At 64.2% G+C, this 17,952-nt stretch carries 15 protein-coding genes; 8 read left to right on the top strand and 7 right to left on the bottom strand.

Translation table 11 applies throughout. From position 1 onward, the window contains the following. Positions 1 to 121: 121 nt before the first annotated feature. Positions 122 to 3,307 (top strand): DUF2339 domain-containing protein, encoded by a 3,186-nt coding sequence (locus ASN89_RS09580; RefSeq protein ID WP_058049099.1) that lies wholly within the window; start codon positions 122 to 124, stop codon positions 3,305 to 3,307. After that, positions 3,304 to 4,761: a DUF3999 family protein gene (locus tag ASN89_RS09575; RefSeq protein WP_082654497.1), complete on the top strand. Its 1,458-nt coding sequence runs from the start codon at positions 3,304 to 3,306 to the stop codon at positions 4,759 to 4,761. The genes ASN89_RS09580 and ASN89_RS09575 overlap by 4 nt, the downstream gene beginning before the upstream one ends. 37 nt (positions 4,762 to 4,798) lie before the next feature. On the opposite strand, the gene ASN89_RS09570 is transcribed toward ASN89_RS09575, so the two are convergent. After that, positions 4,799 to 5,542, bottom strand: coding sequence for a helix-turn-helix domain-containing protein (locus tag ASN89_RS09570; RefSeq protein ID WP_058049097.1), 744 nt, complete (start codon positions 5,540 to 5,542; stop codon positions 4,799 to 4,801). Between the two features lie 160 nt (positions 5,543 to 5,702). On the opposite strand from ASN89_RS09570, the gene ASN89_RS09565 reads away from it, so the two are divergent. From ASN89_RS09565 to ASN89_RS09555, 3 genes are read left to right on the top strand one after another with little or no spacing between them, the layout of a single operon-like run. After that, positions 5,703 to 6,125: a hypothetical protein gene (locus tag ASN89_RS09565; RefSeq protein ID WP_058049096.1), complete on the top strand. Its 423-nt coding sequence runs from the start codon at positions 5,703 to 5,705 to the stop codon at positions 6,123 to 6,125. A gap of 24 nt (positions 6,126 to 6,149) precedes the next feature. Then, positions 6,150 to 6,566 carry a hypothetical protein gene (locus ASN89_RS09560; RefSeq protein WP_052755925.1) on the top strand — a complete coding sequence of 139 codons (417 nt, stop codon included), beginning with the start codon at positions 6,150 to 6,152 and terminating at the stop codon, positions 6,564 to 6,566. 5 nt (positions 6,567 to 6,571) lie between these two features. Further along, positions 6,572 to 7,357, top strand: a complete 786-nt coding sequence (locus ASN89_RS09555) for a DUF2145 domain-containing protein (RefSeq protein ID WP_058049095.1) — start codon at positions 6,572 to 6,574, stop codon at positions 7,355 to 7,357. Between the two features lie 48 nt (positions 7,358 to 7,405). Here ASN89_RS09555 and ASN89_RS09550 read toward each other — a convergent pair whose 3' ends face one another. The 5 genes from ASN89_RS09550 to ASN89_RS09530 all read right to left on the bottom strand — a co-directional run bounded on the left by ASN89_RS09550 (position 7,406) and on the right by ASN89_RS09530 (position 13,573). Continuing rightward, a complete protein-coding gene (locus tag ASN89_RS09550) occupies positions 7,406 to 8,479 on the bottom strand; it encodes an ABC transporter ATP-binding protein (RefSeq protein ID WP_058049094.1) in 1,074 nt (357 codons plus the stop codon). Between the two features lie 35 nt (positions 8,480 to 8,514). Beyond that, the gene (locus ASN89_RS09545; protein WP_058049093.1) at positions 8,515 to 10,305 is read right to left on the bottom strand and encodes an ABC transporter permease; all 1,791 of its coding nucleotides are present in this window, start codon (positions 10,303 to 10,305) and stop codon (positions 8,515 to 8,517) included. A gap of 69 nt (positions 10,306 to 10,374) precedes the next feature. Beyond that, positions 10,375 to 11,472 (bottom strand): ABC transporter substrate-binding protein, encoded by a 1,098-nt coding sequence (locus ASN89_RS09540; protein ID WP_046685769.1) that lies wholly within the window; start codon positions 11,470 to 11,472, stop codon positions 10,375 to 10,377. Positions 11,473 to 11,515: 43 nt separating this feature from the next. Beyond that, positions 11,516 to 12,508 carry a tripartite tricarboxylate transporter substrate binding protein gene (locus ASN89_RS09535; RefSeq protein WP_082127894.1) on the bottom strand — a complete coding sequence of 331 codons (993 nt, stop codon included), beginning with the start codon at positions 12,506 to 12,508 and terminating at the stop codon, positions 11,516 to 11,518. A 3-nt stretch (positions 12,509 to 12,511) separates the two neighbouring features. Further along, a complete protein-coding gene (locus tag ASN89_RS09530; protein WP_046685771.1) occupies positions 12,512 to 13,573 on the bottom strand; it encodes a porin in 1,062 nt (353 codons plus the stop codon). Between the two features lie 214 nt (positions 13,574 to 13,787). Here ASN89_RS09530 and ASN89_RS09525 point away from each other — a divergent pair, with 214 nt between their 5' ends. From ASN89_RS09525 to ASN89_RS09515, 3 genes are read left to right on the top strand one after another with little or no spacing between them, the layout of a single operon-like run. Beyond that, positions 13,788 to 14,510, top strand: coding sequence for a response regulator (locus ASN89_RS09525; protein WP_058049116.1), 723 nt, complete (start codon positions 13,788 to 13,790; stop codon positions 14,508 to 14,510). Positions 14,511 to 14,512: 2 nt separating this feature from the next. Beyond that, positions 14,513 to 16,021 carry a sensor histidine kinase N-terminal domain-containing protein gene (locus ASN89_RS09520; protein ID WP_414842510.1) on the top strand — a complete coding sequence of 503 codons (1,509 nt, stop codon included), beginning with the start codon at positions 14,513 to 14,515 and terminating at the stop codon, positions 16,019 to 16,021. Between the two features lie 21 nt (positions 16,022 to 16,042). Continuing rightward, a complete protein-coding gene (locus ASN89_RS09515; RefSeq protein WP_052755926.1) occupies positions 16,043 to 16,393 on the top strand; it encodes a ribonuclease E inhibitor RraB in 351 nt (116 codons plus the stop codon). A 212-nt stretch (positions 16,394 to 16,605) separates the two neighbouring features. Here ASN89_RS09515 and ASN89_RS09510 read toward each other — a convergent pair whose 3' ends face one another. Next, positions 16,606 to 17,928 carry a homoserine dehydrogenase gene (locus ASN89_RS09510; protein ID WP_034750424.1) on the bottom strand — a complete coding sequence of 441 codons (1,323 nt, stop codon included), beginning with the start codon at positions 17,926 to 17,928 and terminating at the stop codon, positions 16,606 to 16,608. Positions 17,929 to 17,952 lie beyond the last annotated feature (24 nt).

The raw sequence follows: 17,952 nt of genomic DNA, 5'->3' as shown, positions 1-17,952 counted from the left end.
CCATGCTGGCCCGGCACCTGACTCCTTTCCCCTGCACAACAAAAATCGCCCATTTCTTGATAATAAGGTAATGTGCGCATACTGCGGGGTCTTCGTCCCGCCTCTCCAGGAAAGCTGACCCATGTTTGGATTGATAACGCTGTTCATCCTTGGCTTGCTGATCACCGCCTTCGTGCAGGTGCTGCAATACCGCAGGAAAGTAGCCGATCTGGAATTGCTGACGGCGCGCCTGCGCAAGGAGGTCGACGGCATCCAGCAGCGCCTGCTGACCTTGGAAGGCCAGGACGTAGCGCCAGCTGCCTCACCTGCCGTGCCCGCAGCCGTAGTGCCAGTAGCAGTGCCGACTCCTGTTCCGGTTCCTGTTTTCGCGCCTGCGCCGCAAGCGGCCGTGATCGAGCCGGTCGAACTGGCAAAGGCAGCGCCAGCCGCTCCCGTGCCGCCCAAGCCATCGCCTCCCACTCCGCCGGCTCCCGCCAAACCTGCCCCTGCAGCCCCCAACACGCCATCCTGGATCGCGCACCCCGATGGCCTCGTTGCCAAGGCGAAGAACTGGCTGTTCACGGGCAACCTGGTCGCCAAGCTGGGCTTGCTGATTCTGTTCCTCGGCGTCAGCTTCCTGCTCAAATACGTGTCGGCGCAGATCACCGTGCCCATCGAACTGCGCCTGGCCGGCATCGCGCTGGCCGATATCGCCCTGCTGGTCTGGGCCTGGCGCATCCGCATCAAACGCCCCGGCATCAGCCTGCCGCTGCAGGGCACGGCGCTGGCGATATTGATGCTGGTGACGTTTGGCGCCTTCCGCCTGTATGAACTGATCCCGGCCGGCCTCGCGTTTGCCGTGCTGTTCGTGCTGACGGCGTTCACGTGTTTGCTGGCCGTGCTGCAAAACGCCGTCTGGCTGGCCGTCTTCGGCATCGTCGGCGGCTTTGCCGTGCCCCTGCTCGTATCGACGGGCAGCGGCAACCATATCGGCCTGTTCAGCTATTACGCGCTGCTCAACGCGGGCGTCTTTGCCATCGCCCTGAAACGCGCCTGGCGCGTCCTGAATGTGCTCAGTTTTGGCTTTACCTTCGTCGTCGCCACCACCTGGGGCTTGCTGCGCTACATGCCCGAACACTATCTGTCGACGCAACTGTTTTTGATCCTGTTCGTGCTGTTCTACATCGGCATTGCCATTGCCTACTGCGCGCGCCAGGCGCCGCGCTTGAAACACTATGTGGATGGCACCCTCGTGTTCGGCACGCCGTTGGCGGCGATGGGCCTGCAATACGGCCTGGTCTGGCGCTTTGAATTTGGCCTGGCGTTTTCCGCGCTGGTTGCCGGCTTGACCTACACGGGCCTGGCCGTGGCCCTGTGGCGCAGGAACGGCTTCAAACTGCTGGCCGAAGCCTTCCTCGCGCTGGGCATCGTCTTCGGCACCCTGGCCATCCCGTTCGCCCTTGATGGCCGCTGGACGTCCGCCGCCTGGGCGCTGGAAGGCGCGGGCATCGTCTGGGTCGGCTTGCGCCAGCGCCAGACCCTGGCCTGGGCTTTTGGCCTGCTGGTGCAGGCGGGCGCATGGATCTCCTTCCTGTTCATCCTGCAGGGACTTGATGCGGCGAGGGCCATGCAGGCCAACCTCTGGCTCGGCTGCCTGCTGCTGGCGGCCGCCGCGCTGGTAATGGCCTACAATTTCCGCCGCCACGCCAGCCATTTGCACCCGGAATTCATGCGCAGCCTGTCCGTGCTGTTCCTGACGGCCGCCACGGCCTGGCTGCTGGGCGGCGTGTGGAATGAAATCCTGCTGCGCACGGATGCCGCCACGCAATTGAACCTGCTCACCGTCAGCGCGTTGGCGGTAGCGGCCCTGCTGGCGGCGCTGGCGCGGCGCGAACAATGGCATGCGCCGCGCGCGCTGCTGCTGGCCGTGCAGGTGCTGGCCGGCATGGTCATGCTCAGCCGCGCCAGCTGGGTCTGGGACCAGCACCCGGCCAGCCTGTTCGACGGCTCCTTCCTCAGCGCCCTGCTGCTGGGCGCCGCCGCCTTTGCCAGCGCCCGCTTCCTTGCGCTGCGCGCGCGCGGCGGCGACGAGCTGCTGGCGCTGGCAGCGCAGCCATTGCTGGTCTGGAGCGGCTTGCTGTGGTTTGCCGCCATCCTCGTGCCATTCACCAGCTGGCTGCTGCGCCTGATCGACGGCGACCTGAGCATGCAGCCGCACGCGGGTGAGCACTGGCTGGCGCTGTACCTGATCGCCGTGTCCGTCACGACGCCCGTGTTCGCCATTCTGGCGCGGCGCCTCGATTGGCCGCAGCTGCGCTGGTTCAGCGTGGCCACCTGGCTCGGCCTGGGCCTGTGGAGCACCAATCTGCTGCTGGCGCTGTACTTGCGCGATTACCTGCCGACGGGCTTGAGCTGGCTGGCGCTGGCCAGCGCCCTGGCGGCTGGCGAATACCTGCTGCGTGCCTGGCCGCAAGCCGGCTGGCAACTCGACGTGCGTGCGCTGCGCCTCTTGCATACTTTGCGCACGGCCGCGCCATGGCTGATGCTGTGGCCCGTGGGCGCCATGCAGGTCGGCGCCTGGCTGGCGCGCCACGAAGGCAGCGTCAGCCCCGCCTGGTCCCGCTACTTGCCGGCCTGGGCCATGATGCTGGTACTGGCCTGGCTGATCCGCCGCTGCCGCGCTGGCGCCTGGCCAGTGGCGCCGATTGCCGAGTGGTACCAGCGCACCTTGATACCGCTGGGCGCGCTCTGGTCGCTGCTGCTGATCGCCGCGTGGAATATCTTCGACGATGGCGCCATGGCGCCGCTGCCCTATTTGCCGCTGCTCAATCCGCTGGACTTGAGCACGGGCTTTGCCGTGCTGCTGGCCATTGCCAGCTACCGTCTGCTGCCGGCGAAGCAGTTGCCGCTGCCCGCCCTGTGGCAGGCGCGCTTGCCCGTCGTGGCCGCGTGCATGCTGTATGTGTGGTTCAACCTGATGCTGCTGCGCACGGTGTCGCACTACTTGGGCGTTCCCTACACCTTTGACGCCATGCTGGCCTCGCAGTTCGTGCAAGCGATGCTGTCGCTCGTGTGGAGCGTCACGGCCCTGCTGCTGATGCGCCACGCGGCGCGCCAGCAGCGGCGCCAGCAATGGAGCATGGGCGCCGTACTGCTGGGCTTGGTTGTCGTGAAACTGTTCCTGATCGACCTGTCCAACGTGGGCGGCATCGAACGCATCATTTCCTTTGTCGGCGTCGGCTTGCTGATGGTCTTGATCGGCTACCTGGCGCCCTTCCCCAAGGCTGCCGCACCAGCGCCAGCAGAACCGCAACAAGGAGCAGCATGAAAACCACCACACTCATGTTCGGCATCGTGTTGATGGCAGGCGCCGCGCTGGCCGCGCCGCCCCAGGACCGGCCACAGGACTATCGCTGGAGCATCGCGTTGACGCCGCAGCCCGGTGCCGGCCTGAGCCGCATAAGCGTCCCAACCGACGTGTACCTGCATGCGCGCTCGGCCAGCCTGGCCGACATGCGCCTGTTCGACAGTACCGGCAAGCCGCTGGCCTTCGCCCTGACGGCCCCGCCCGCGCAATCGCGCACGCAGCGCGACACGCTTGCCATGCGCATCTTTCCCGTCACCGGCAAAAACATCGGCTACTACGAACTGGACAACGTGGATATCCGTACCGGCAATGACGGCCGCCTGCTGTCCGTCACGGCGCGTGGCGGCAGTACGCCCGATGCGGCGCCAGGCTTGCAAGGGCTGATCCTCGATGCAGGCCCACCGGCCAAGGACAGCCGCATCGGCGCCCTGCAATTTACCTTGCCGGCAGGAACCAATAACTACAACGCGCAAGTACTGCTGGAAGTAAGCGACGACCTGAAGCAATGGGATGCCATCGCCACCACTACCCTGAATTGGCTGCGCAACAGCGACACGCAAACCCTGGCCAATGATCGCATCGAATTCGCGCCGCGTGCTTTCCATTATGCGAGGCTGAGCTGGCAGTACGGCGATCCCATCACTTTCGCAGGCATCGCCGCGCAGCAGGTCAGTGTCATGGCCGTTGCCTCGCCCCGCGCCACCATCACATTGAAAGGGACGACGGGCAAGAGCGTCGACGAGCGCCTGTATGCCACGCCGATCGCCATTCCCGCCGACAGCATCGGCTTGCAGCTGGCTGAGGGCAACACGTCCATGCCCGTCACCTTGGGCGTGTATCGTTCTGCAAGCGAGGCGCCGCGCCAGCGTCTGCATCTGGGCCCGCGAGCACGCGCCACGCAGGCCGCCGACTTCGAACCTCTGCTCAACACGACGTTCTATCGTATCAACATGGATGGCAAGGAAAGGGTCTCCGGCGACTTGGCCATGCCCGTCGTGCAAACGGCGCAATGGGTGCTGCGGCCGCAATATCACAGCGGCACGAACCCGAACATCAACTCCGTCTTGCGCCTGGGCTGGACACCGGCAAGTCTGGTGTTCCTGGCCAGCGGCAAGGGGCCGTATCAACTGGTCTTCGGCAGGAATGGCGCAACGCCGGCAGCGCTGCCGCTGTCGCAGGTCGCACCCGGCTTCACGCAGGAGGAATTGCTGGCACTGCCTGTCGCCACGGCGGCCAGGGTCGTGGCGCTGACCAGCGACGCTCCCATCGAGAAGACGCCGGATGGCGCAGGCCTGCGCCTGGCAGCACTATGGGCAGCCCTGCTGCTGGGCGTGGCCGTGCTGGGCTTTTTTGCCTGGCGTTTGCTGTCGCAAATGAAAGAGGAACAAGGCAGAACCGACAAGCAGGAACATTAGCCGCAACCTTAGCCACTTGAGCGCTGCACTCGCCGGCTCACTGCCGCAACAGCGCCTTGAACGTCTGCGGCATCCAGGGACGCGCCGCCAGCATGAAGCTGATGGCCAGGCGCTCGTCGCCAGGCAGGCGCGCGTCTTCCTGGTGTTGCTGCGAAAATTCCACCGCGACTTGTTTCAAGCGCTCGAGCAAGGCGGCCGTGGATTTTTTCGACAGCATCACGTTCACCAGGCGCAGCAATTCCGTCTCGCCATCGAATTGCGAATTCAAATAGTCGCCATAGGCTTCCTTTTTGAAATACGTGTGGATGGGACCGTTCGGTATCCACGCAAACGTACGCGCCACCAGCAGTTTGACCCGGTTATTCGGCAGCAGTTCCAGAAAACCGATCTTGTCGAGGCGCAGCAGGTATTTCACGGCTTGCGCTTCGCTGATGTCGTAGATGGCGACGATCTGTTCCAGCGGCAGCAGGTTCAGGGCGGAGACAGCCACCACGAACAGCCGGGTATCCTCGATGATTTCCTTTTCCTGCGCATACGTCAGCCCCGTGATCAGGGTGGGCGTGGCCTGGGCTGACTGCACGGCCAGCGCCAGCTGCTGAAAATCGCTGCCGATGGCCACCAGGATCTGGTCCAGCCGCTGCAGGGTAAATTGCTTCTGCGAAAACATCCGCTTGACGCTGGCTTCGGACACGCCGATGCGCTGGGCCAGCTCAGCATACGTGACGGAACGCGCTTTCAACAGGCGTTTCAGGGCTTCGATCAAGGCGTGGGTTTGCGGCATGCACTTCCTTTATAAAAATAGCATCGGTTCTGGCGGCAAAAAAGTAGCGCAATACGCTACCTGCGGTATGCCTTCCTGCTACGAGTAGCGTATTCATTGACCAATTGCCCACAGTCTACAATGATGGCGTTGCCACTTGGCACACTTGAAGGAGAAACACATGAAACGCCTGCTGCCCCTCTGCCTGTCCCTCTCGCTGTTGACGCTCTCCATGGCCGCTCCCGGCCTGGTCCACGCCGCCGCCTCCGAGAACCTGTCGAAAGGCTCGCAAAACCTCAGCGACGGTTCCGCCGTCGTCGTCGCCGGTTCCATGTCGATGCTAGTCGCCTCCGGCCAGGTGGTCGTTGCCAGCGTGGAAACGGTAGGCGAAGGCATCGTCATCGTGCTCAAGGGCGCCTCCGAAGCGGGCGGCGCCTCCATCCAGATGAGCGGGCAAGCGGCCAAGGGCCTGTCCTTGGCGGCCGGCACCGTGGTCAATGTGGTGGCGCTGTCCACCGGCCACATGCTGGTGCTGTCCGGCAAGGCCATCGCCTTCATCCCGAACGAACTGGGCAAGGCGCTGCTGCACCACTCCAAAGTGTAACCACCAATGAAGAACGGACATCCCATGAAACAGTTGCTCGCCACCGCCCTGCTGTGCGCCGCCGCCATCTCGCCGCTGGCCCAGGCCGCCAACTCCGATACCACCAACGCCTCCGACAACGCCAGCATGGCGTCGGCCATCGTACTGGTCGGCTCCATGTCGGCGCTGGCCGCCGCCGGTGAAATCGTCATCGACAAGGTGGAAGACGTGGCCGACGGCAGCGTCCTGGTGCTGAAAAGCACGGCGAAAGGCGCGTCCTCCGCAGCCACGGCCTCCGTCAAGCTGAGTCAGAAAGCCACGCAAGGCCTGTCGCTGGCGGCCGGCACGGTCGTCAATGTCGTGGCCGTCTCGACGGGCCACATGCTGGTGCTGTCGGGCAAAGCCATCGCCTATGTGCCGAATGCGGCCGGCCAGGCCATCCTCCACCATTCGAAAGCGTGAATCCCATGAAACGCCTGACCGTGATGATCATCAGCCTGGCCCTGGCCGGTGCCGCCCATGCGGGACGCTCGTGCGAGGACAAGCCAACGGATGCGAGCACCCTCGTCAAATCGATGGACCTGGCGCAAAAGACCTGGCAGGCGCTCGACGCCTCGGGTGCGCAAGTGGCGCTGGTGGCGCGCGCCGGGCAAGACCTGTCGAAGTACAACTTGCGCTATTCGCACATGGCGCTGGCCTGGCGCGACCACCCGAAGGGCCGCTGGCTGGTGGTGCATGAACTCAATGAATGCGGCACGGCGCAATCGTCGCTGTACAACGAAGGCTTGGGCAATTTCTTCATGGATGATGTATTCATGTATGAAACGCTGATCCTGGTTCCCGGTCAGGATACGCAGCAGCAACTGGTGCGCCTGCTGACGAGCAACACGCCCAAGCGCCTGCATGAGCCGCACTACAATATGCTGGCCTACCCGTTTTCCACCAAGTACCAGAACTCGAATCAGTGGGTGCTGGAAACCCTGGCCGCGGCCAGCAACGAGCCGGGCAAGATCGAAACGCGCGCCGAAGCGCAAACCTGGCTGCGCAGCGCCAGCTACGCACCGCAAACGCTGAGCATCCCCGCCGCCACGCGCCTGGGCGCGCGCATGTTCCGCGCGAATATCGCCTTCGACGATCACCCGTTCGAGCGCCGCATGACGCGCCAGATCGATGTCGTCACCGTCGACTCCATCGTGCGCTTCGTGCGCCAGCGCGAGCCGAAGGCACAGGAAATCGTCGTGCGGGGGAATTGAGAACGCGGCAGCACGGATGAGGTGGCCAAGGTGGCCACCTCGTCACCGTTAAAACACCCAGAGCTTATCGGCCGGCATGTGCAGCCAGTACTTGCCCGCCTCGAGCTTGTGGCGCGAATAGGCGCGCAGGCTGATGTTCTCGGCGCCGCCGCGCTCGAACAGGCATTCCCAGCGGTCGCCCAAATACATGCACGTCAGCAGCGGCAGCTCGATGGCGTTGTCCACCTGCGTGGCGCTGATCTTCACTTCCTCGACGCGTATCATGGTCGTCACTTCCGTGCCCACGTTGGCGCCGCGCGCCACGCCCTGCATGGAGGCACCGTCGACCAGCAGGCGCACCTGGTTGCCTTCGCGCTGCACCACCTTGCCGGGCAGGCGGTTGTTACTGCCCATGAATTCGGCCGTAAACAGGGTGTCCGGCGTTTCATACATGCTTTGCGGCGTGCCCTGCTGCTCGATCTTGCCGTTATTGAGCAGCAAAATACGGTCGGAAATGGCCATCGCTTCGCCCTGGTCATGCGTCACCATCAGGGCCGACAGGCCCAGGCGCACGATTAATTCGCGCAAGAAGGCGCGCGCTTCCTCGCGCAGCTTGGCGTCCAGGTTCGACAGCGGCTCGTCGAGCAGGATCACGGGCGGGTTGTACACCAGGGCGCGTGCGATCGCCACGCGCTGCTGCTGGCCGCCGGACAACTGGTGCGGATAGCGCTCGCCCAGGTGGCCCAGGCCCAGTTGCGTCAGCACTTCCTTGACGCGTTCGGCGATATCGGAAGTGCCCATCTTGCGCAGTTTGAGGCCGTAGGCGACGTTGTCGAACACGGTCTTGTGCGGCCACAGCGCGTACGACTGGAACACCAGTCCCAGATTGCGGTGCTCGGCCGGCATCTCGAAATGCTTCGCGCCGTCGAAGACATTGCGCTCGCCGATCTGGATCGTGCCCGCCTTCGGGCTTTCCAGCCCGGCGACGGCGCGCAGCAAGGTGGTCTTGCCGCTGCCCGAAGGCCCCAGCAGGGCGACCACTTCGCCTTTTTTCAGGTGCATCGAGACACCCTTCAGGATCTGGTTGGCGGAGGCGCCGGTGCCGTAGTCCAGGTACAGCTCATTGACGGTCAATTCATTCATGATGTGGTCTCAGTCTTTGTATTTAGTTATGCGGCTCAGTTGTGTAACTTGACGCCGAAGCGCAGCGCGATGCCCAGGCCGATGGCCACCAGGGTGATATTGATGAAGGACAGCGCCGCCACCAGATCGGTCGAGCCACCCGCCCACAGCGATACCAGCATGGCGCCGATCACTTCCGTGCCCGGCGAGAGCAGGTACACGCCCGTCGAATATTCGCGCTCGAAGATCAGGAACACCATCAGCCACGCACCCAGCAAGCCGTACTTGATCAGTGGCAGGGTGACGTCGCGCGTCACCTGGCCACGGTTGGCGCCGACGGCGCGCGCCGCCTCTTCCAGTTCCGGCCCCACTTGCAGCAGCGCGGTGGAAATCAGACGCATGCCGTAGGCCATCCACACCACCGAATACGCGAGCCACAGGGCGAAGATCGTCGAGCGCAGTTCGCGCAGCACGGGGATCACATGGCCGCTCAGCCACAGGGCCACGCCGTTGTCCATGCCTTTCAATATGCCGTCGAGCCAGGCCGGCACGAACAGGAACACCCACAGGAACGACAGGCCAGCCAGCAGGCCCGGCACGGCGCGCGGCACCAGCACGCTGTAATCGAGCAGGCGCGTGATGCCGTCCTGCTTGCGGTGCATGGCCAGCGCGATGAAGCTGTAGCAGCCGACGGCCAGCGCGCCGCCGACGACGCCGATCAGGATGGTGTTGACGATGCCGCGCACCAGCGATGGCTGGTCGAAGATATCGCGGAAATGCTGCAAGGTCAGCACGTCGGCCAGGTGCACGCCCTCGCCCCAGTACTGCACGAAGGAGCGCAGCACGATACCCGTCAGCGGCAGGATGATGGTGAAGATCAGCCAGCCTGCCAGCAAGGCAAACGCCAGCCACTTCCAGCGGCCCAGCGGCATGGCCTTGCTGCGCGCGCCCTTGCCCTTGATCGACACATACTTGTTGGCGGACTTGAGCAGCCAGCGCTGTATCATCACCAGCGGCATGGTCACCATCACCAGGCAGACGGCAACGGCGGCCATCAGGTGGTACGACGGCGTGCCCAGTTTGTTCGTCAGCTTGTACAGATAGGTCGGCAGCACCAGGTGGCCTTCCGGATCGCCGAGCACCAGCACCAGGCCGAATACCTCGAAGCCGAGGAAGAACACCAGCACGCCCGCATACGCCAGCGCCGGCATGATCATCGGCAGCGACACGTTGAGCATGACCTGCACCGGCGAAGCGCCGGCCACGCGGGCCGCTTCCTCCACGTCCGAGCCCAGGCTTTTCAGCGCTGACGAGGCATACAGGTAGACGTGCGGCACGTGTGTCAGGCCGGCAATGATGACGATGCTGGTGAAGGAATAAATATTCCAGGGCACGAAGCCGAACAGCTCCTTGGCCCAGATCGAGTAAAAGCCCACTGGCCCCATCGACACGACGTAGCCAAAGCCCATCACCATCGGCGAGACAAAAATCGGCACCAGCAGCATCGGCGCCACCCAGCCGCGGCCCGGCAAATCCGTGCGCACCATCAGGAAGGCCAGCATGCCGCCCAGCGGCACGGCGATGACGGTCAGGCCGCAGGCGAGCATCAGGCCATTCTTGAAGGCCATCGAGAAATCGGGATCATCGAAGATGAAACGATAGGAATCAAAGCCGAATTCGCGCACCGGCATGAAAAACGGCGCGTTCAAAAAGCTCTGGTAAAAAATCAGGAACAGCGGCAGGAAAATGGCGACCATGGTGATCGCCACGACCACGCCGCGCGGCCAGTTCAGGCGCGACAAGGGAGAGCGCGACCGTGCAGGCAGCGGCAAGATAGCAGTTTGCATGATGAATCCAATGAATGAAGGGTACGGCATCCGTCCGCGGGCACGCGCCTGCGGACGGCCAGGACGGCATTATTTTTTGCCGGCTGTTTCTTTCCATTGCTTCAAGAAGGCCATGCGCTTGGCTGGCCCCAGGAATTGCAGGATGATCGGGTGCACCGGCACCGGCTTGATGTTGGCCGCGCCGATTTCCTTGATCAGGTCCGCCGAGGTGGTCTCGCCCGTGACGTCGGCGCGAATCGCGTACAGCTTGGCGCCGTTCGCGATGATGGTCTGGCCGCGGTGCGACAGGATGTAGTCGAGCCACAGCTTGCTGGCGTTGACGTTCTTCGCGTTCTTGTTGATGAACTGCACGCGCGACAGGATCAGCGTGTAATCCTTGGGCAGCACCACGCCGATCGACGGGTCGGTCTTGGCGCGCACCAGGGCGTAGGAACCCAGCACGTTGTAGCCGATCAGGTTTTCACCCGACGAAATGCGCTCCATCATGGTGCCCGTCGACGACTGCACGCGCACCTTGGCTGTGCCGAACGCGTTTTGCAGGGCCAGGAACTGCGGATATTCCTTCGCGTCCTGCGACATGAACATGAAGCCCACGCCCGACTTTTCGATGTCGTAGGTGGTGACCTTGTCCTTGAATTTCGGCGTGGCGATCAGCTTGACGAAGTCGTCGTGGTTCTTCGGCACTTCCTTCGGATCGAGCAAACGCTTGTTGTAGACGATGGCGGCAGGCTCGAACGTGGTGCCGTAAGCCTGGTCGTCCCACATGGCCCAGCCGGGGATCTTGGATGCTTCGACCGACTTGTACTTGAGCGCATAGCCATCGGAGGCCAGGCGCATCTGCAAGTCCATCGCCGACGACCACATCACGTCGGCCGTGTTGCCGCCGGCGGCCACTTCGGAAATGAAGCGGTTGTACACTTCCGTCGAATTCATGTCGTTGTATTCGACCGAGATGCCCGGATACAGGGCGCTGAAATCCTTGATCAGCGGCGCGGCGGCCTTGCTGTCGGTGGCGCTGTAGATCACCACCTTGCCTTCCTTCTTGGCCGCGTCGATGATCTTCTGGTAGTCGGCCGGATAACCTGCCGGCACCTGGGCGAAAGCGGCGCCGGTGGTACCCGCGAAAGCGGCTGCCAGGGCGATGGCGAGTATGGTCTTGGTTTGCATGGTTTGTCTCCGTCTGTGATTGTTGTATGGTTTGCTATTCGATTCAGCGCATCAGGCCCAGTTCGGCCGCCTGCCTGGAGTAGCGTTCGACTGCCTGGTTCACGTACTGCGTCAATTTGTCGCCCGTCAGCGCGAACGGATACATGCCCGATTGCGTGCGCCACTGGGCAAACTGCGGCGTGGCCATGGCACGGTCGAACGTGGCCACCCAGCGCTGGTAATCCTGCTCCGGCACTTGCGGCCCCATCCACAGGCCGCGGATGATGGGCCACACCACGTCGATGCCCTGCTCGCGCGCCGTCGGCACGCTGGCCAGCACGCCGGGCAGGCGCTTTTCCGACAGCACCGCCAGCACGCGCGCATGGCTGTCGCCCGCGTTCAGGGTCGCTTCCGACGTATCGCCCGACATCACCTGCACGTAGTTGGCCTGCATCGCCGTGAAGATCTCGCCGCCGCCTTCCAGCGCCACGAAACGCAGCACTTTCGGGTCGATGCCGGCCTGGCGCGCCACCAGCGCCATCTTCACCCAGTCCTGGCTGCCGATGGTGCCGGACACTCCGATCAGCACCTTGTCGGGGTGGCGCTTGAGCGCGGCGATCAGGTCGGCCAGGCTTTTGTAGGGCGAGTCGCTGCGCACGGCGATCATGCCGTAGTCGGCGCCCAGCGCCGCCACCCAGCGCACGTCGCCCGTCTTGGCGTTGCCGAACTTGCCTTGCGCCAGGTTCAGCAGCGAGCCGCCCGAAAACACCACCAGGGTGTTGGCTTCGGCACGCCGGCGCTGCGAACCCATCGAGCGCCACGCCACCGCGCCGATGCCGCCCGGCAGATAGCTGATGCGCACCGACGACGCGAACGGCGCCGCCGCCGCCGGATCGGGCTGCAGCAAGCCTTTCTGCGCCAGCTTGCAGGTCAGGTCCATGGCGCCGCCCGGCTTGGACGGCACCACGCAGTCGACTTCAGGCGCGGCGGCCGTTGCCAGCGCAGGCAGCAGCGCGGACAACAACAGCGACAGGAACGCGGTGCGCAGCATCGTCATGCCTTAGAAGCGGTGCTGGATGCCGGCGATCAGGCCGCGCTGCGTGTCGCCGAAACCGGCGTCGTCACGCGACAGGCTGACCAGCTGGTTGTGCTTGGCCTTGGCATAGGCGCCGGCCACGTACAGGTCGGTGCGCTTGGACAGGGCATAGCGCACGCGCGCCACGTACATGATCGGGTCGGCATCGAGGTTGGCGGCCACGTTTTTCACGTCCTGGTAGTAGATCACGCCCGTCAGGGTGATGACCGGCGTGGTCTTGTAGCTGACGCCGCCCCAGTACAGGGTGCCGCGCACGTCGGCCTTGCCGGCTGCAGCAGGATCGAGCTTGTAATCGCGCGCCGCCGCCTGTACTTTCCATGGGCCGTCGTCGTACATGGCGCCCAGGTGGTACACGGTGGTCTTGTCGCGCGCGCCGCCGGCGATGCTGTTGCCGTTCACCTGTTCATACGTGGCCAGCAGGCTGACAGGCCCTGTCTTGTAGGTGACGGCCGTCGACAGCTTGGCGCTGTCCGAGGTGCCCGTCGACTGTTCGCCGAAGCCGTACGATGCGCCGTAGCTGAAGTCGCCCGTCTTGCCCGAGTACTTGACCATGTTGTCGAAGGCCGTCGTCATGCCGTATTTGCTCGGGCCCGTCGCGTTGGCCGAGGTGGCCCACGAGTAGAACGGCGCGTAGGCCATCGGATCGAACGGCAGCACGAAGTCGTACACGGTGGTGAACGAGCGTCCCAGCACGACGCGGCCAAACGCGCCTTCCAGGCCCACGTTGGCCTGGCGCTTGAACAGCGCGCCGTCGGCCGCGCCCGTGTCGACCAGGATGCCGCCTTCCAGATTGAACACGGCTTTCAGGCCGCCGCCCAGGTCTTCGCTGCCCAGGATGCCCCAGCGCGACGTGTTCATGCCGCCGGAGCTCACTTGCGTCATCGAGCTTTTGTTCGGGCCGGCGTTGCTGGTGTTGCTGATGCCGGCGTCAAGACGGCCGTACAGGGTGACGTTCGACTGGGCGTGGGCGCTGCCGGCTGCGGCGAGTACCGCCATGGCGGCCAGCGAGAATGCAGTTTTCTTCATGTAGAGTGTCTCCCTTAGATATAGTTATTAGTGATATGCCTGATCAATTTCATGAATCAGGATCACACTATATGATCGCGATCCTTTCAATTCGCTTTCAGACTGACAGGTGTCGTCCATCAGCCACAGGCCATACCAACAAATTCATTGCGGCCCCTGTCGGCGGCGTGCCGACAGGCTTACACTGCATCAATTCAAACGAATGGCGGAGACCATGCGCATATTATTAGTGGAAGACCATCTGGAACTGTCGCACTGGCTGGCAAAGGCCCTGCGCGACGCGCACCTGACGGTGGAAACCGCCCACAACGGCGCCGATGCCGACGCCCTGCTGCATACGCAGGAATACTCCTTGGTGCTGCTCGACCTCTCCCTGCCGAAGATGGACGGCCTGGACGTGCTGCGCCGCCTGCGCGCGCGCGGCGGCACGCGCGGCAAGACTCCCGTCATGATACTCACGGCGCGCGGCGGCCTCGATGAAAAAGTGCAGGGCCTGAACCTGGGCGCCGACGACTACATGGCCAAGCCGTTCGAACTGGCCGAACTGGAAGCGCGCGTGAAAGCCCTGCTGCGCCGCAGCCAGGGCAACGAAGCGCTCGTGCACACCTGCGGCGCCCTCAGTTTCGACACCGTCACGCGCATGTTCAGCTATGCCCGCGCCCCTTTCCCCCTGACGCCGCGCGAACACGCCGTGCTCGAAGCGCTGATCACGCGCTCCGGGCGCGCCGTGTCGAAGGAAAAGCTGTTCGACGAAGTCTTCGCGCTGGCCGACGACGCCAACCTGGACGCCATCGAACTGTATATCCACCGCGTGCGCAAAAAACTGGAAAACGGGGTGGAAAGCGGTTCGCCCGACGGCGCCGTCATCACCACCTTGCGCGGCATCGGTTACCTGCTGCAGCCGCGCAGCGCGATGGCGCCGGCCGCGTCGAAATGAGCGTGCGCACCGCACGCCCGCCCCTTTTCGAGCGCCTGCGCCGGCGCTGGGCACAGGGCCGGCCGCTGGGCAGCCTGCGCAGCCAGCTGCTGCGCTGGCTGCTCATCCCTCTGGTGATGCTGGTGCTGCTCGATGCCGTTTTTGTGTACCGCAACGCGCTCGACGCGGCCGACATGGCCTACGACCGCTCCTTGCTGGCATCGACGCGGGCGCTGGCCGAGCGCGTCTCCATCGTCAACGGCAAGGTGGTGGCCGAAGTACCCTACGTGGCGCTCGACAGCTTCGAGACCGACACCCTGGGCCGCATCTACTACAAGGTGACGGGCATCAACGGCGAACTGGTGTCGGGCTATGCCGACTTGCCGCCCGTGCCGAAAAACGTGCCCCGCTCGCAGAATTATCCGGCCCTGGTGCGCTTTTACCACGCCGACTACCACGGCAAGCCGATCCGCATCGCCGCCCTGCTGCAGCCCGTGTATGACGACTCGATGCGCGGCATCACCCTGATCCAGGTGGCCGAGACGCTGGACGCGCGGCGCGGCCTGTCGAACCAGATCCTGTTCGATACCCTGATCTGGCAGGCGGCGATGATACTGGTGATGGGCGCCCTCGTGTGGTTCGCCGTGCGCCTGGTGCTGCGCCCGCTGATGCGCCTGAAAACGGAAGTCGAGACGCGCACCCTGTCCGACCTGTCCGACGTCGATCCCACGCTGGTGCACAAGGAAATGCGTCCGCTGGTGAGCGCCATGAATGGCTCCATGTCGCGCCTGCAGCAGCTGATCGCCAGCCAGCGCCGCTTCATCGCCGACGCCTCGCACCAGCTGCGCACGCCGTTGACGGTGCTGAAAACCCAGGCCGAACTGGCCATGCGCGAATGCGACCGCCAGGCGGGTACGCCGCCGGATATCGCCGCCCTGCGCGACATCGTGCGCTCGATCGCCGTCACCACCGACTCGACCGTGCTGCTGGCCAACCGCCTGCTGACCCTGGCGCGCATCGAGCATGGCGGCGAGAACCTGGCGATGGACACCGTACCCTTGCGCGACGTGGCGCAGCAGGTGGGGCTGGAAATGGCGATGGCCGCCGTCGGCAAAAATATCGATCTGTCGCTGGAAGCGCCGGACGAAGCGCCCGTGCATGGCCAGGCCCTGCTGCTGCATGAACTGGTGGCCAACCTGGTCGACAACGCCCTGCGCTACACGCCACCGGGCGGCAGCGTGATCCTGCGCGCGCGCGCGGGCGGCCCTGGAAACGAAACGCTGCTGGAAGTGGAAGACAGCGGCGCCGGCATCCCGCCATCCGAGCACGAACGCGTCTTCACGCCGTTCTACCGCGTCGGCGCGGCGCTGGAAAGCAATCCTGGCGGCGCCGGCCTGGGCCTGGCCATCGTGCGCGACATCGCGGCCCTGCACGGCGCCCGGCTGGAACTGGCGACAGCCGCGAATGGTCATGGATTGAAAGTCGGTGTGTATTTCGCCCCGGCGCCAGTCGATGCTAAGATCGCGTCCTGAGATTTTAAGGAAGGCAGCGCCATGATGACCAAAGAAGATGTGACCGAACTGTTTGCCAATATCGCCGAGAACGCACCGTGGGACCTGTCCCAGCCGCTGCTGTGGGGCTATTACTTCACCAACCCGACCTCCGAACCGCTGGAGCAGGCCGCCACCCTGCTGGCGCTGCAGGGCTACCGCCCCGTGGAACTGTACCAGCCGGAACTCGACGATCCGGCGGCACCGCCCGTGTGGGTGCTGCACGTGGAAAAGGCCGAAGTGCATGGCGTCGACAGCCTGCACGCGCGCAATGGCGAACTGATGGCGTTTGCGCAGGACAACCTGCTGGCCAGCTATGACGGCATGGACGTGGGCCCGGTCGCCGCGCCTTGAGCGGTGTAGGCGTAGATCGAATTGGGTCCGAAGGGCCGTAATCCGACAGCACCATCGGCCATGCCAACAATGTCGTCGGATTACGTGCGGCCTTGCCGCACTAATCCGACCTACTGTCCATGACCACATGGGCGTGGGCGCCGTAATGCGGCAACATCACGCATAAAAAAACGGCGCCCGCGGGCGCCGTTTTGCATGGTTCGCTGAAAAAATCAGCTGAGGTTTTCCAGGCGGATCTTGGTGACCGTGCCCACCACGCTGTTCAACGCTTCCATCTTCTCGATGGCGGCCGTGACGTTCTTTTCCTGCGTCTGGTGCGTCAGCATGATGATGTCCGTATGCGTCTCGCCCTCGGCCGGCTCTTTTTGCAGCATGGCGTCGATCGAGATGCCGCGTTCGGCCAGGATGCGCGTCAGGTCGGCCAGCACGCCCGGCTGGTCGGCCACGTGCATGCGCAGGTAGTAGCTGGTGGTGATTTCCGACATCGGCAGGATGGCGATATCGGTCATCGCGTTCGGCTGGAACGCCAGGTGCGGCACGCGGTGTTCCGGGTCGGCCGTGGCCAGGCGCGTGATGTCGACCAGGTCGGCGATCACGGACGAAGCGGTCGGCTCGGCGCCCGCGCCGCGGCCCGAGTACAGGCTGGCGCCGACGGCGTCGCCATGCACCAGCACGGCGTTCATGGCGCCTTCCACGTTGGCGATCAGGCGCTTGGCCGGGATCAGGGTCGGATGCACGCGCAGCTCGATGCCTTCCACGCCGTTGACGGTGGCGCGCTTGGTGATGCCCAGCAGCTTGATGCGGTAGCCCAGTTGCTCGGCGTAGCGGATGTCGACGGCATTGAGGTTGCTGATGCCTTCCACGTAGGCCTTGTCGAACTGCACCGGGATGCCGAAGGCGATGGCCGACATGATCGTGGCCTTGTGCGCGGCGTCGACGCCTTCGATGTCGAAGGTGGGGTCGGCTTCCGCGTAGCCCAGTTCCTGCGCCTGTTTCAGCACGGTGGCGAAATCGAGGCCCTTGTCGCGCATTTCGGACAGGATGAAATTGGTGGTGCCGTTGATGATGCCGGCGATCCATTCGATGCGGTTGGCCGTCAAGCCTTCGCGCAGCGCCTTGATGATGGGGATGCCGCCGGCGACGGCCGCTTCGAAGGCCACCATCACGCCCTTGTCCTGGGCGGCGGCGAAGATTTCGTTGCCGTGCACGGCCAGCAGGGCCTTGTTGGCCGTGACCACGTGCTTGCCGTTGGCGATCGCCTGCATCACCAGGGTTTTCGACAGGTCGTAGCCGCCGATCAGTTCGACGACGATGTCGATCTCGGGATCGTTGACGATCAGGTGCGGGTCGTTGACGACCTTGCAGCCGCCGGCGACGAGCGCTTCGGCGCGCGCCACGTCGCGCACGGCGACAGCGACGACTTCAATGCCGCGGCCAGCGCGGCGCTTGATTTCTTCCTGGTTGCGTTTCAGGACGCTGAACGTGCCGTAACCGACATTGCCCAGGCCCAGCAGGCCGATCTTGATGGATTTCATAGTTGTGCTTGACTGCTCATAAGT

This window comes from Janthinobacterium sp. Ant5-2-1, from assembly GCF_001445815.1.
GTDB lineage: Bacteria > Pseudomonadota > Gammaproteobacteria > Burkholderiales > Burkholderiaceae_D > Janthinobacterium > Janthinobacterium lividum_E.
The sequence above is the reverse complement of the archived record's forward strand: the minus strand, read 5'-3'. Positions and strand labels throughout refer to the sequence as shown.

What these genes read in the sequence shown, in the direction of transcription:
- ASN89_RS09550 (WP_058049094.1), bottom strand. Translation starts at nt 8,479, where the DNA reads ATGAATGAATTGACCGTCAATGAGCTGTACCTGGACTACGGCACCGGC.
- ASN89_RS09515 (WP_052755926.1), top strand. Translation starts at nt 16,043, where the DNA reads ATGATGACCAAAGAAGATGTGACCGAACTGTTTGCCAATATCGCCGAG.
- ASN89_RS09575 (WP_082654497.1), top strand. Translation starts at nt 3,304, where the DNA reads ATGAAAACCACCACACTCATGTTCGGCATCGTGTTGATGGCAGGCGCC.
- ASN89_RS09510 (WP_034750424.1), bottom strand. Translation starts at nt 17,928, where the DNA reads ATGAAATCCATCAAGATCGGCCTGCTGGGCCTGGGCAATGTCGGTTAC.
- ASN89_RS09540 (WP_046685769.1), bottom strand. Translation starts at nt 11,472, where the DNA reads ATGCAAACCAAGACCATACTCGCCATCGCCCTGGCAGCCGCTTTCGCG.
- ASN89_RS09580 (WP_058049099.1), top strand. Translation starts at nt 122, where the DNA reads ATGTTTGGATTGATAACGCTGTTCATCCTTGGCTTGCTGATCACCGCC.
- ASN89_RS09545 (WP_058049093.1), bottom strand. Translation starts at nt 10,305, where the DNA reads ATGCAAACTGCTATCTTGCCGCTGCCTGCACGGTCGCGCTCTCCCTTG.
- ASN89_RS09565 (WP_058049096.1), top strand. Translation starts at nt 5,703, where the DNA reads ATGAAACGCCTGCTGCCCCTCTGCCTGTCCCTCTCGCTGTTGACGCTC.
- ASN89_RS09525 (WP_058049116.1), top strand. Translation starts at nt 13,788, where the DNA reads ATGCGCATATTATTAGTGGAAGACCATCTGGAACTGTCGCACTGGCTG.
- ASN89_RS09560 (WP_052755925.1), top strand. Translation starts at nt 6,150, where the DNA reads ATGAAACAGTTGCTCGCCACCGCCCTGCTGTGCGCCGCCGCCATCTCG.
- ASN89_RS09530 (WP_046685771.1), bottom strand. Translation starts at nt 13,573, where the DNA reads ATGAAGAAAACTGCATTCTCGCTGGCCGCCATGGCGGTACTCGCCGCA.
- ASN89_RS09535 (WP_082127894.1), bottom strand. Translation starts at nt 12,508, where the DNA reads ATGACGATGCTGCGCACCGCGTTCCTGTCGCTGTTGTTGTCCGCGCTG.
- ASN89_RS09555 (WP_058049095.1), top strand. Translation starts at nt 6,572, where the DNA reads ATGAAACGCCTGACCGTGATGATCATCAGCCTGGCCCTGGCCGGTGCC.
- ASN89_RS09570 (WP_058049097.1), bottom strand. Translation starts at nt 5,542, where the DNA reads ATGCCGCAAACCCACGCCTTGATCGAAGCCCTGAAACGCCTGTTGAAA.